Source organism: Cobetia sp. cqz5-12 (assembly GCF_016495405.1).
GTDB lineage: Bacteria > Pseudomonadota > Gammaproteobacteria > Pseudomonadales > Halomonadaceae > Cobetia.
On the sequence record NZ_CP044522.1, the window covers coordinates 1,888,309 to 1,902,439 of the forward strand.

9 protein-coding genes are annotated in these 14,131 nt (G+C 62.4%); 2 read left to right on the forward strand and 7 right to left on the reverse strand.

The genetic code is table 11. From position 1 onward, the window contains the following. The first annotated feature begins 3 nt into the window (after window positions 1–3). Together F8A90_RS08095 and F8A90_RS08100 are read left to right on the forward strand one after the other, a co-directional pair. On the forward strand, window positions 4–1,761 hold the full coding sequence (locus F8A90_RS08095) for a multidrug ABC transporter permease/ATP-binding protein (protein WP_200019693.1): 1,758 nt from the start codon (window positions 4–6) through the stop codon (window positions 1,759–1,761). 360 nt (window positions 1,762–2,121) lie between these two features. Continuing rightward, on the forward strand, window positions 2,122–4,185 hold the full coding sequence (locus F8A90_RS08100; protein ID WP_200019694.1) for a TonB-dependent siderophore receptor: 2,064 nt from the start codon (window positions 2,122–2,124) through the stop codon (window positions 4,183–4,185). Window positions 4,186–4,318: 133 nt separating this feature from the next. Here F8A90_RS08100 and F8A90_RS08105 read toward each other — a convergent pair whose 3' ends face one another. The 7 genes from F8A90_RS08105 to F8A90_RS08135 form a co-directional block, all read right to left on the reverse strand. Beyond that, entirely contained in the window at window positions 4,319–5,506 is a 1,188-nt protein-coding gene (locus tag F8A90_RS08105; RefSeq protein WP_200019695.1) for a DUF1513 domain-containing protein, read from the reverse strand. Between the two features lie 16 nt (window positions 5,507–5,522). Continuing rightward, a complete protein-coding gene (locus tag F8A90_RS08110; RefSeq protein ID WP_200019696.1) occupies window positions 5,523–6,686 on the reverse strand; it encodes an imelysin family protein in 1,164 nt (387 codons plus the stop codon). A gap of 104 nt (window positions 6,687–6,790) precedes the next feature. Continuing rightward, window positions 6,791–8,209 (reverse strand): di-heme oxidoreductase family protein, encoded by a 1,419-nt coding sequence (locus tag F8A90_RS08115; RefSeq protein ID WP_200019697.1) that lies wholly within the window; start codon window positions 8,207–8,209, stop codon window positions 6,791–6,793. Between the two features lie 258 nt (window positions 8,210–8,467). Further along, the gene (locus F8A90_RS08120; RefSeq protein ID WP_200019698.1) at window positions 8,468–9,778 is read right to left on the reverse strand and encodes an imelysin family protein; all 1,311 of its coding nucleotides are present in this window, start codon (window positions 9,776–9,778) and stop codon (window positions 8,468–8,470) included. A 299-nt stretch (window positions 9,779–10,077) separates the two neighbouring features. Then, complete coding sequence (locus tag F8A90_RS08125) at window positions 10,078–11,733, reverse strand: ABC transporter ATP-binding protein (RefSeq protein ID WP_200019699.1); 1,656 nt, start codon at window positions 11,731–11,733, stop codon at window positions 10,078–10,080. Continuing rightward, window positions 11,730–12,854: an ABC transporter permease gene (locus F8A90_RS08130; protein ID WP_192838200.1), complete on the reverse strand. Its 1,125-nt coding sequence runs from the start codon at window positions 12,852–12,854 to the stop codon at window positions 11,730–11,732. The genes F8A90_RS08125 and F8A90_RS08130 overlap by 4 nt, the downstream gene beginning before the upstream one ends. A 1-nt stretch (window position 12,855) precedes the next feature. Continuing rightward, window positions 12,856–13,947, reverse strand: a complete 1,092-nt coding sequence (locus tag F8A90_RS08135; RefSeq protein WP_200019700.1) for a microcin C ABC transporter permease YejB — start codon at window positions 13,945–13,947, stop codon at window positions 12,856–12,858. Between the last annotated feature and the right edge of the window lie 184 nt (window positions 13,948–14,131).

Genomic DNA, 14,131 nt, shown 5'->3' on the forward strand with positions numbered 1-14,131 from the left:
GGTGTGACGTTATTGAAAGTGGTTCTTGCCCATTATCGCTGGTCCTTTGTTGGCGTGATGCTTCTCAGTCTTGCCAGCGCGGGACTGGGTATCGGTGTCATCGCCTATATCAACCAGCGACTCATCACACATGCTGATTCCGTCCCCCTGGATGAAGGGCTTGCGGCCCATGTCGGGGTGCTTCCGGAGTTTCTCGGACTGATTCTGCTGTTGCTGGCGATCACCCTGGGGGCACAGCTGGCGTTGACGACGCTGGGGCATCATTTCGTGCACGGACTGCGCGGGCGTCTGGTCAAGCAGATTCTCGATACCGATATCGAGCGGCTCGAGCAGCTGGGCAGTGCCAATCTGCTGGCGAGTCTGTCCAGTGACATCCGCAACATCACCCTGGCGTTCGTGCGCCTGCCCGAACTGGTGCAGGGCATCGTGCTGACCCTGGGGGCCGTGTTCTATCTTGGCTGGCTATCCCCCGGCATGATGCTGGTCACTGCCATCTGGGTGACCTTGACCATCATGGGGGGCAGCTGGCTGGTCACGCGAGTCTATCGCCACCTGGCCGAGGTGCGAGAAGCGGAGAGTCGCCTTTACGCCGACTATGAGGCGGTCATCGATGGTCGCAAGGAACTGGCGCTCAATCGACCCCGTGCGCGTGACTATTTCGACACCCGCTACAGCGTCAATGCCCGCGAGTATCGTCACCACGTCGTGCGTGCCGATACCTACCACCTGAGCGCCGTCAACTTCTCCAATATCATGATGCTGGGTGCCATCGGCATCGTCTTCTATCTGGCCAATGGCCTGGGGTGGGCCAGTGGTGAGGTCGCCGCGACCTTTTCCCTGACGCTTCTCTTCCTGCGCACGCCGCTGATTCAGGCAGTAGGCGCATTGCCGACTCTGCTGGGGGCGGATGTGGCCTTCGCCAAGCTGCGCAAGCTGGCACTGGCTCCGGTCAACGCCGATTTCGCGTCTCCTCAAGATGTGCAGCCTCAGGCACAGGCATCAGCCGCAGACACGTCGGCCGAGTCTGGCTGGCAGACCCTGAGTCTGCAGAGTGTCTGCTTTCGCTATGGCAGTCACGAGAATAGCGAGCGGAGCGCACAGCAGGGCAGTCAACAGGCCTTCTCGGTCGGCCCGCTGGATCTCACCCTCAGGCGCGGGGAGCTGGTGTTTCTGATCGGCGGCAACGGCAGTGGCAAGTCGACTCTGGCCAAGCTCTTGACCGGTCTCTATCAGCCGACATCAGGCTCACTTCTGCGCGATGGGCGCCCGATTCAGGCGCATGAGCGGGAAGGTTGGCGTCAGCAGTTCTCGGCAGTCTTCACCGATTTCCATCAGTTCGATCGTCTGCTGGGGCCGACCGGCGAGCCGGCGGACCCGGCACTCATCGCACAGTGGATGGACTATCTGCAGATGCGAGAGAAGCTGATGCTGGACGGAAATCGCATCGTCAATACGGAGCTGTCGCAGGGACAACGCAAGCGACTGGCGCTGTTGATGGCCGTGGCCGAGTGTCGTGACATCCTGTTGCTGGATGAATGGGCGGCAGATCAGGACCCGCAGTTCCGTCGTATCTTCTATCGTGATCTGTTGCCGCGTCTGCGCGAGATGGGCAAGACGGTCTTTGCCATCAGTCACGATGATCATTATTTCGAGCAGGCGGACCGATTGTTCGAGATGCGTGCCGGCAAGCTGCAGGAGTTGTCGGGCGCCCAGCGCGATCGCATCAGTCAGGATGCCGTCGCGCGTCTGGATGAAGCCTGAAACAACCCGTTCGGGCTGGCGGAAGGGGCGGCTGCGGGATGCCGCGGTCGCTCATTTCCGCCGACATCACCAGACAGGCAGTGGCAGGACGTGAGCCCAGGAGCCGGACTCATGTGATGGGCCAGGGAGGATACCCACGGCAGCAGGCTTCACGACTTACGCTGCTGCAGTGTGGTGACACGCGCGATTCTCGGGATTGCAGGCAGGATCTCCATGAAATGGCGGGCCATCATGATCGATGAAAGATAAATACGAATCATCCTGATTCCTTTCCGTATTCGATATCAGCGTGCCAGTGAGATGCGCATCGAGACGGAAGGGGAGATTGACCACACAACGATCGTTGCAAGGGAACACGACATGTCCAGATACCCAACATCACGGCAGGCACCTGTCCGGCCGGCACTCACCCCCCTGTCACATGCCATACGACTCTGTCTCGCGGCGGGGCTCCTGTCACAGTCGGCCAGCGTGCTGGCCGCCGAGACCGATGACACCCTGGTCGTGGTCGGCACGGCACTGAAAGTCGATGCGCCGCTGGTGGAAACGCCGCGTCCGGTCTCGACGGTCAATCGCGAAGAGCTCGACACGCGCAACGTCCAGCAGCTCGATGAAACCTTCCGTTACCGTGCCGGCGTCCTGTCTGGCCATTATGGGTCAGACAACAATACCGACTGGTTCAAGGTGCGAGGCTTTGATCAATCCACCTATCAGGATGGCCTGCGCATCTACCGTGAAGGCTTCTATCAGTGGTTGCCGGAGACCTGGGGGCTGGAGCGCGTCGATCTGTTCAAGGGGCCTTCTTCCATCCTTTACGGGGAGGCGCCTCCCGGCGGATTGATCAACGCCATCAGCAAGCGCCCCACCGATGAGCCGCAGAGCGAGATTCAGATTCAGGTCGGCAATCGCGGTCTGCGCCAGACGGGGCTCGATACCAGTGGCTATCTGAGCGATGACGGCGACGTACGCTATCGGCTGGTCGGGTTGTACCGCGAACGTGATGGGGATCTCGATCACACCGAGAACGAGCGCTACTACTTCGCGCCGAGCCTGACCTGGGACATCTCGGATGCAACCCAGCTGACGCTGCTCGCCAGCCTCCAGAAGGATGATGGCGTGCCCACCAATGCCTTCAAGCTGGCCTATGGCACCGTGGACGATACGCCGTTCGGCAAGGTGGACCCCCAGACCAACTACAGCGAGCCGGGGTATGACAAGGATGAGCGTACCCAGACCTCCCTGGGCTATGAGCTGCGCCACCAGCTGAACGACACCTGGGCGCTGGAGCAGGATTTCCGCTATAGCCAGCTGGATCTCGACCTGATCAGCAGCTACATCCTCTATCAGTCCTCGGCGCGCGAGGGACAGCGGGGGCTGCTGTACCGCGAGGGCACCATCGACAGCTATACCGTCGACAACCGTGCCATCGGCAAATGGTATGGCGAGCGCACCGAGAACACCTTGCTGCTGGGCGTGGATTATCAGAATCTCAGCCTGTCCGGCAAGGAAGCGGATGACTATGCCTTCGGCGATCCGATCGATCTGTTCGACCCGCAATACGGGAATTACACCGCCTTGAGCGATGATCAGATCACGCGGCGCGATATCGACAAGGAGCAGATCGGCCTCTACGTGCAGGATCAGCTGCGCATCGATGACAAGTGGGTACTGCTGGCGGGGGTGCGTTACGACCAGGCCGAGACCGAGAACGTCAATCAGTCCACCGGTACCCGCGAGCGCTCCGATGATGACGAGATCAGCTGGTCGGGTGGGGTGATGTATCTCAGTGACTTCGGCCTCAACCCCTACCTGAGCTATACCGAATCCTTCGAGCCGATCAGCGCCGTGGATGATGGCGGCTCTCTGTACGAGCCCCGCGAAGGTCGCCAGTGGGAGCTGGGCGCCAAGTATCAGCCCGCCGGCTGGGATGGCTACGTGACGGCGGCTGTCTTTGACCTCACCGAAGACAATACGCTGGTCACCACCGGCGGTGTCCAGGTGCAGGAGGGCGAGCGCCAGTCGCGTGGCTTCGAGCTGGAAATGGTCGGTTATCTGACGGACCACCTCAAGCTGACCTCGGCGTATACCTATACCGATGCACGCCTGGAAGACGATGTGCGTGCGCCGCTGATACCGCGCCACCAGGCTTCCAGCTGGCTGGATTACGCCTTCGAAAGTGGCACTCTGGATGGCCTGCGTCTTGGGGCGGGGGCCCGTTATGTCGGTGAATCGGTGGATGGCGAGACCACCGTCTCCGACTATCTGCTGTTCGACGCGATGGTGGGGTATGACTTCACCCGCGAGCTGAGCGCTCAGGTCAATGTCAGCAACCTCACTGACAAGGAATATGTCGCCAGCTGCAGCTACTGGTGCTACTACGGGGAATCCCGCAGCATCATCGGCAGTCTGAGCTATCGCTTCTGATCCCTGGCGCCTTTGCATCACGTCCTTTTGAACGACAACGCCCCGCAGGCAGCAGCCTGCGGGGCGTTGTCGTGTCTGGCCGGGTATCACCTTCCTTCCCGTCATGGGGGCTGTTGTCACCCCGTGTCGCCGTCTACATCAATGCCAGATGGTTGTCCCAGTGGGTATTGGCCAGGCGCACCGGCCCCAGTACCGGCAGGCCATCTTCATCGATCAGCAGCCATTCCCCACGTCCATTGCTGACCACGAACCCCGCGGGAGTCTCCTGCGTCGCCGGTACCGCCAGCACCCCGGCGCAATCGGCAAAGTCCAGCGTGGTCTCAAGCTCACCGGTCTCGAGGTTCCACAACGTGATCAAGTTGCCGCGGGGCACGGTGGCGACGGCCAGGTGGCCCTGGGGGGCGATGGCGATGCTCGCGATGTACTGCTTGAACTGGGGGACGTATTCCCGTGGTAGCGGCAATTCCTGCAGGGTCTCGCTGGCGGGGCGCTTCATCACCACCAAGGGGTGATGGTCCGAGGCAGGCCCCTGATACTGATACCCCGCGACGATGGTGCCATCACGGCTGACATCCAGGTGTCGCAATGACAACTGGTGATGCGATGGCTCGCCTTGCCAGCGAATCTCGCCCGACACGCGATCCAGCAGCGTCAGATTGGGCTGCATCGACTCCAGATTGAGCTTCACGCGCCCGGTCTCCGGGCGCGTGAGAATTCCGCCATTGGCGATGATCAGATGCTGGCCATCCGGGTGCAGGCGAATCTCGTGCGGGCCGATCCCGCCACTGGCGAACTCGCCGAGTCGCGCGAAGTCGCGATGCATGTCGTAGATCCCGATACGGCCTTCCCCGGAGGTGATGGCGTTCTCGGTGGTGTAGAGCAGACCACCGTCCGGGCTGAACACGCCGTGCCCATAGAAGTGGCGGTCTGGTGCAGCTTCGAGGCGCGTGATCCGCTCTCCGCTCTCGAGATCGAAGACATTGATTTCCGTGCCCGGGCGACGGGCGAAGATCAACGCCCACGGCTTGTGAGGATGACGGGTGGCGCCGTGGGCACGCTCCTTGATGGGCTGACGCCAGCGTTCCACGCCGCGGTAGCTGGTGCAGCTGGCAAAGTGCTGTCCCGTGTCATCGTCACAGGCCGAGATGGCCACTCCCAGCGGGGCACGCCCCTGGGCACTGGCGGCATTGTTGCCACCGGCCAGTGCTGCGCCGCCGGGTAACCCCAGCAGTGGGGTGCAGGCCAACGCCTTGAGCAGCCGACGGCGCTGACGTGCCTCCGCAGGATGGGTATCCAGCATGCCATGTCCTGTTTTGCTCACGTGCTTCACTCCCGAATCAATCACCATCGGTGCTGTTGAAGCCCAGAGACAGCCCGAGTGCCGGGTTGAGCGTGTCAGCGAAGCCCGCCTGTAGGGTCTCGAGGTGGATCATGGCCTGCTGCAGATCGCCATTGCGCGGGTCGTCACGCAAGATGCCAGCAAGATCCGCCGGCAGGGCGGCGAAGGCGTCACGCGCGTCGGCAAAATCTCCGGTGATGGAGGCCACCATGCGTGGGTCGACCTGCTGATTCAGATAGCCATGAATGCCTGCGACCTCGTCATTGCCGAGCCAGAGCGTCTCCATCATCGCAAGCGTCGCCCCGATGTTGGCAAGTCCCATGCCGCCACGCCAGGACTCTGCCGCGTAGGGGTTGGCCGTGCCGCCGTTGTCGAGCCCGATCGGGCGGCGCAGCTTGCGGTCCTTGATGGCCTCAAGCTGGACGGTCATCGCGCGCACCAGGGAAAGCACGGCGTCACGCGGATCGCTGAAAGCGCCTGTGCCTTCGGCCAGTTGTGGCGCGAACTGCTGCCACTCTTCAAGCAGCGTCTTGCCGGTGTTGGCGGCATAGGCGGTGTTGGCCGTCATCAGCTCGCAGCGACGAGTATCGGCGGTGAGGGGGGAGTCGGCGTAGCGTGCATCGAAGAGCTGATATTCCACACTGCCCAGCCCCTGCATGACGATGGATTGCTCGGCCAGGCTCGCGGCCGTGATCGGGGCATCACCAGCGAGCAGGGCGCGTGTCTTGCCTGAGACGAGATCCTTCTTGTCCGGCCAGAAATACAATTGCCACTGACGGGAATTCTGCAGGATGGGGCCCATCTCGACCCAGTTGACCTGATTCAGCCCCAGCATGGCGCTGCGCCAATCTTCCTTTAGGGTTTCGAGGGTGATGCTACTCTCGGCGGAGCAGAACGCTTGAGTGTGCTGCGAGAGCTGCACCAGACGGTTGGCGAGTTGTTGATGTGCTTCGCTCAGAGTGTCAGCGGCAAACTGACTGACGGCATCCGCTCTGGCGACGTCTTTGTTGGCGTCAGAAGAATTCGTCGCCGCCAGTGTGCTCGTCGACAACAGCGCGGCGCCCAGCAGTGTCATGCCGCTGGCCAACTGGGCCAGGGGCGAGGTCTTGCACTGGGCAGGTTTCATCGGGGTTGCAGCTGGGGTGAAGAAGTCGCGGGGCATGAACGGGTATTCCTTGTCATAGTCGGCTAGCGGAAGAGACTGGGCAGAGTTCAGACCCAGAGAACCAGAGCCAGAGATCCAGAGCCAGAGTTCAGAGTCAGAGATCAGAGCGATTCCAGGAAGCGCAACAGCGCCTCACGCTGGTCAGTCGGCAGGGCCACGACGGCATCGCGGCTTGGTTGGGCTTCGCCGCCATGCCAGAGCACGGCCTCAAGCAGGGTGCGTGCACGGCCATCATGCAAGAAGCCTGTGGCTGGGTTGACCGTCTGGGCCAGGCCGATGCCCCAGAGGGGCGGTGTGCGCCACTCATTGCCGGTCGCCTCGAATTCGCGGCGATCATCCGCCAATCCTTCCCCCATGTCATGCAGCAGCATGTCGCTGTAGGGCCAGATCGTCTGATCGGCCAGTTGTTCCGCCACGCCGCCGGATTGGGTGGTCAGGCGTGGGCGGTGGCAGCTGGCACATTCAAGCTCCCGGAACAGCTGCTCGCCTTGGCGCACCGTCGGGTCATCGATGTCACGTCGTGTCGGTACGGCGAGATTGCGCGAATAGAAGGCCACGTTGTCCATGACATTGTCTTCCACCTCAATCGTTCCTCCGTCGGGGAGGTCATCGCATTTCTGGACCGGCGTGCAGTCGGTGGAGCTGACGAGATCCGATGTCAGGCCCATGTCCCCGGCGAAGGCCTTGGCACTCTGCTGTCGCACATCGGGCTGGCCGGCCTTCCAGCCGAAACGCCCCATCACCTCGCGTTGCTCGGCGAGTGACCAGACGGTATTGGGGCGGCCGCTGATGCCATCGCCATCGGCATCCTGCGGGTCTGCCCATTCACGCAATGTCTCGTCGCTGACCGCCTCGAGCAGCCCGAGACCCACCATGCCAGGCGCGAGGCGCGGTGAGAGTGCGATGGGCCCCGGGTCTCCGAAGCCGGGTTCGGCCAGAGAGTAGTGTGGCTTGCGAAGCGACACGACCTGCCCGTCCGCGAGTGGCACGAGGACTTCCTCGTAATCCACCTGCATGCGACCTTCGCGCTCGATGCCAGGCACGGCGGCATTCTGCAATTGGGTACCATAGACAGGATGCGGCATCACCCCGGCGATACGCCGGAATTCGCGCTCCTCATCGCTCCAGCTGTCCTCGTGACTGTCCGGCAGACCCAGGCGCAGGAAGAGGCCCACCGAGGGATCGCCCTCGGCTGGCAGGCTGCCGCGACCATCCTTGACGTGGCAGTTCTGGCAGGCGTTGGTGTTGAACAGTGGGCCGAGGCCATCGCGTGCGGTGGTGCTGGCGGGTGCGATCACCCAGGGGCTCTTGAAGAAGCTGTTGCCGACACTGAAGGACAGCCGCTGATCGAAGCTCAGGTTCTTGGCCGGCAGTGAGTAAGCGTTGGTATCGTGCTTGCGCACGCTGCCGTCGCCACCGCTTCTGGCAGTTTTCTGCATTGGCAGTTCGGCCAGGTATGCGCTCACGGTCAGCGGTGACTGGGCGGCCTGTGCCACGTCGAGGGGCAGGGCGGCAAGCATTATGGCGACAGACAATGCGTGAAGTGTGGGATGTTTCGGGATGACGTGTGACATCAATGTAGGTCCTGGCTTGCGCGGTCAGGCTGCTGATTGATCAGGATGCTCTGGGACGACTTGATGAATCAGCAGACGCGCATTAAATGCTGGCGCGAAAAGCATCAACGCCCGAACCTGTGCGTAGACGGGTTCGGGCGTGGGGCTGCGCTGCACGGGATGAATCAATCGTTACCCCATGGACTGGCAATCTCGAGCGTGTGCTTAGAACTCATGGTCCGCGGTATCGGCCTTCATGCCGCTGATGCCGACATCGTCGGCGATCTCTTCGATCAGGCGGGTCTGGGCGACCAGATCCTGAATGCTGGCATTGATGATCTCGGCGCCTTTGGCATTGCCCGGGGCGATCATCTGGTCAAACTTCATGCCGCCATCGGCTTCTGCCGTGTCGACCATCACCTGCAGCTGGCCCATGGTGGTGTCCAGCGCCTCATGCATCTTCTCAGCCAGTTCCGGGTCATTCTGGGCGACGAGCGCATGCAGTGACGGGCCTTCGAAGGTGCGACCATCCAGGGTCACGTACTTGCCTTCGTAGACGTTCTGGATGCCCTTGGCATTGTAGAAGTGCGAGTAGTGGGTGTTGTCGGAGAAACAGTCGTGCTCGTCTTCATAGGAGTTGGCTTCCAGCGCGACCTTCATGCGCTCACCGGCCAGCTCACCCAACGACAGGGAGCCCATACCGAACAGCATCTTCTCGAGACCTTCACCGGCCGGCAGCGAGGTCAGTTCCGCGCGGTAGTTGGCCTTGTCGCCCTGTGCCCACTGGCCGACCATGTATTCCAGATCACTGATCAGCAGATCATTGGCCGCCAGCAGGTAGGCGCCACGGCGGTCACAGTTGCCGCCGGTGCAGTCCTCGCCCTTGGCATAGTCCGACGCCGGTCGCTCACCAGCGCCAGACTCGAAGCCATGCATGTCCTGGCCCCAGAGCAGGAATTCGATGGCGTGGTAGCCGCTGGCCACGTTGGCCTCGAAACCGCCCAGCTCGTTGAGGGAGGCCAGCAACTCCGGGGTGATCTCGGTGGTGTCGATCTTGTCGGCACCGATCTGCACGCTGTCGTTGGCGATGATGTTGGCGCTGGCGCCCGGGTTGCCCAGCTCCGCCTGATAGCCGTCGCCTTCGACATAGTCGATCAGGCCTTCATCCAGCGGCCAGGCATTCAGCTGACCTTCCCAGTCATCGACGATGGCATTGCCGAAGCGGAAGACTTCACTTTGCTGGTACGCCACGCGCGCCTGTTTCCAGGCAGTGCGAGCCGCGGCAAGCGTCGCCTCGGACGGGGCTTCGATCAGCGCGGCGTTGGCGGCACGCAAGGCATTGGCGCTGGCCAGGGCATCGCTGTAGGTGGCGTGCGCGACGTTGGCGTACTGGGCGACGACAGCTTCGGCCGTCAGCGCCTTGTCATGTCCATCGCCATGGTGCTCAGCCAGAGCGGCACCGGTGAACATGGAGGCTGACAATGCGATGGCAGCTGCCAACGGCTTGCGTGAGGCAAAACGGAAAGAGGCAGTCATGTGAATCCCTTGGTCGGTCTGTTGTTATGCAGTGCGCGCAGAACGGCAGTGCGTGGGGCCGCTCGAGAAGTGGCGGGAAGTCATTACACGATCTCTCGATGGTCGGCCCGCATCTCACTGGATCATATTGAGAACCTTTATTATTTGCAATCGACAAAACGTGAGTCTTGCAACGCAGGGGTGCATTGACTGCAATGCGGCAATGCCCTGCTCATCACCTGTAGGTGCCCGAGCAGGGTGATCGTATTGATCGGGCAGATCAGAGCAGGTCAGCTCAGGTCAGCTCAGGTCAGCCAGTGTCAGGCCAGACCCGCGGCCTGTATCAAGGCGCGCGTATAGTCCTCGCGCGGGTTGCCGAGCACTTCAGCTGTCGTGCCCGTTTCCACCAGGCGGCCTTCACGCAACACCATTACGCGGTGGGATAGCGCGCGAACCACCGCCAGGTCATGGCTGATGAACAGATAGCTCAGGCCTCGGCGCGTCTGGAGTTCACGCAGCAGGGCAATCAGCTGCTTCTGCACGCTGCGGTCCAGTGCCGAGGTGGGCTCATCGAGTACCAGCAGTCTGGGCTCAAGGATCAGCGCGCGCGCCAGGGCAATACGCTGACGTTGGCCGCCGGAGAACTCATGGGGATAGCGATCGGCACACGCCGAGGGCAGTTCGACTTCCTCAAGTACCTGCGCCACCCGCTGGCGAACCTCGTCTTCGCTGAGTGTTGGATGGTGAAAGCGCAGACCTTCACTGATGATGTCCGCCACCGGCATGCGTGGGGATAGCGATCCATAGGGGTCCTGGAAGACGATCTGCATCTGGCGGCGACGCAGGCGCAGCGTGTTGCGATCCAGCGTATCGATGCGTTCGTTCTCGAGGTGGATCTCGCCCTTGGCGGCCTGCAGCTTCAAGAGCGCCAGGGCGAGTGTCGTCTTGCCGGAACCCGATTCCCCGACCACGCCAAGTGTCTCGCCGCGCGCCAAGGTCAGATCCAGCGGATGAACGGCGATGAAGTCCGCGGGGCGCTTCTGGAAAAGCTTCTTGCTGCGCGAGAAGCGCACCTCCAGCTTGCGTGCGGCCAGAACCGGTGTCGCGGCGTCCTCGGCACTCAAGTCGCTGGCGTGCCCTTCGGGTTCGGCGGCCAGCAGCTCGCGGGTGTAATCGGCCTGCGGCGCATCGAATACCTCGTCGACGCGCCCCTGCTCGATGCATTCCCCGTCGCGCATCACGATCACGCGGTCGGCGTGACGGCGCACCAGATTGAGGTCATGACTGATCAAAACCATCGCCATGCCCTGATCGCGACGCAGGCGATCCAGTAGCTGGAGTATTTCCTGCTGCACGGTGACATCCAGCGCCGTGGTCGGTTCGTCGGCGATCAACAGCGGTGGCTGATTGGCCATCGCCATGGCGATCATCACGCGCTGGCGTTGGCCGCCAGAGAGCTGGTGCGGCCAGGCATCGATCAACTCCTCGGGGCGCGGCAGCTGCACCTGGCAGAGCAGTTCCAGCACTCGCTGGCGGGCGGCATTGCCACGCAGCCCCTGCTGGAGGCGCAGGCTTTCACTGATCTGTTCGCCGACACGCGTCAGTGGGTTGAGCGAGGTCATCGGCTCCTGGAACACGAAGCCGATCTGACCGCCGCGCACCCGCTGCCATTGGCGTGGCGTCAGCGCGGCCAGATCCAGCGCCTTGCCGCCAGGGCGCGTGAATTCGCGCTGCCCAGTGACATGGGCATGGCCCGGCAGCAGCCCGAGACTGGCCAGCAGGCTGACGGACTTGCCTGAGCCGGACTCACCGACGATAGCCAGGCATTCGCCACGCCTGACCTCAAGCGAGAGGTGCTTGACCACCGGTGTCTTGCCAAAGCGGATGCACAGGTCATCAAGGCGCAGCACGCAGGGAGTGTTGCTTTCATTTTCCGCGCTCGGGGATGGCGTCGGGGGGATGGAGGAATGACTCATGCGTTCTGCTCCCGGGCGCTGATATGACGTGGGTCGAAGGCATCGCGCAGCCCTTCGCCGATGAAGACCAACAGCGTCAGCATGATGCCGAGGCTCAGGAAGGCGGTCATGCCCAGCCATGGTGCCTGCAGGTTGTTCTTGCCCTGTGCGACCAGCTCGCCCAGCGAGGGTGAACCGGCCGGCAGGCCGAAGCCGAGGAAATCCAGTGCGGTCAGGGTGGTGATGGCGCCCGTGAACAGGAAGGGGATGAAGGTCAGGGTGGCGACCATCGCGTTGGGCAGCACATGACGCCACATGATCAGGCGCGAGGGCAGGCCCATGGCGCGAGCGGCGCGCACGTATTCCAGATTGCGTGCGCGCAGGAATTCGGCGCGTACGATATCGACGATGCCCAGCCACGAGAACAGCAGCATGATGCCGGTCAGCCACCACAGGTTCGGCTCGACGATGCTGGCGAGAATGATCAGCAGGAACAGCACCGGCAGGCCAGACCATACCTCGATCAGACGCTGGCCGATCAGGTCGACCTTGCCGCCGAAGTAGCCCTGCACGCCACCGATCAACACCCCCAGCACCAGCGACCCCGCCGTGAGTACCAGCGCGAAGATCACCGACAGTCGGAAGCCATAGATGACGCGCGCCAGTACGTCACGGCCTTGATCATCGGTGCCCAGCCAATGACGGGCATTGGGAGCCGACGGCGCCGGAGAGCCCAGATTGAGATCCAGGGTGTCGTAGGAGTAGGGAATCAAGGTGTTGAGCATGAAGCCCTGCGCTTCAATGGCCTCGATCACATAGGGGTCGCGATAGTCGGTGGCGGTGGGCAAAAAGCCGCCGAAGGTGGTCTCAGGATACTCGTGCAGCATCGGCAGGTAGGTCTCGCCCTGATACTCGACCAGCAGCGGGCGGTCATTGGCGATCAGCTCGGCCCCCAGCGAGAGCAGGAACAGCACGCCGAAGATCAACAGCGACCACCAGGCGCGACGGTTGTCACGAAAGGCCGCCATGCGCCGTCGGGTGATGGGCGACAGGCGAGAGGCGCGCGGCCGATGCAGTGCCTGCTGGCTGTCGTCGCTCTTGTCGTGAGCGGGTGTCTCGTGAAGGGTTGTCTCATGACGCATGTCAGGCCTCCCGTGTCGCGAAGTCGATGCGCGGGTCGATCCACACATACATCAGATCAGAGACCAGCTTCAGGATCAGGCCGATCAGGGTATAGAGATACAGCGTGCCGAAGATCAGCGGATAGTCGCGCTGCAGGACAGCCTCGAAGCCGAGCAGCCCCAGGCCGTCGAGGGAGAAGATCACCTCGATCAGCAGCGAACCGGTGAAGAAGATGCCGACCAGCGCCGCTGGCAACCCGGCGATGATGATCAGCATGGCGTTGCGGAAGACATGCCCGTAGAGGATACGGTTCTCGCTGGCTCCCTTGGCGCGTGCCGTCAGGACGTATTGCTTGTGGATCTCGTCCAGGAAGCTGTTCTTGGTCAGCATCGTCAGGGTCGCGAAGCTGCCGATGGCGGAGGCCAGCACCGGCAGGGCGATGTGATGGAAGTAATCCAGAATCTTGCCGACGGTGGACAGCTCCTCGAAGTCCGGCGAGGTCAGCCCTCGGAGCGGGAACCAGTCCAGATAGCTGCCGCCGGCGAAGACCACGATCAACAGGATCGCGAACAGGAAGCCCGGAATCGCGTAGCCGACGATGACGACGCCGGAGGTCCAGATGTCGAAGCGCGAGCCGTGCATCAGTGCCTTGCGGATACCCAGCGGGATCGAGACCAGATAGACCAGCAGTGTGGTCCATAGCCCCAGCGAGATGGAGACCGGCAGCCGCTCCAGCATCAGGTCGATCACCGGGCGATCACGGAAGAAACTGTCGCCGAAATCGACCTGCGCGTAGTCGACGACCATGTCGGTGAAGCGCTCCCAGACCGGCTTGTCGAAGCCGAACTGCTGCTCCAGCTCCTCGATCAAGGCCGGGTCGACCCCTGATGCACCGCGATAGGTCGAGGCACCACCGCCGCCACCGCTGGTGACACCATCACCGCCGCCACTGTTGAGGCGGGTGCTGGCACCGGCACTCATGCCATCCAGACGTGACATCAGTTGTTCGATCGGGCCACCGGGGGCGGCCTGAACGATCAGAAAATTCAGCAACAGGATTCCGAGCAGCGTCGGAATCATCAACAGAATCCGGCGCAGAATATAGGCACCCAATGGCAATCTCCCTGCGTGCCCTCCATTGTCGGCATCTGACGTACGTTGCGGAGGGCATCGTTTGTTTGTGTCGTTGCGGCATGCGCGAGATGTCAGTCGCGACGTTCATTCACCAGGCGCATCTGTCGAGCTGGTTCGCTGTGCCTGTTCAGTCGTCGGACTTGTGGGTCGGGCTTAGTTGTTG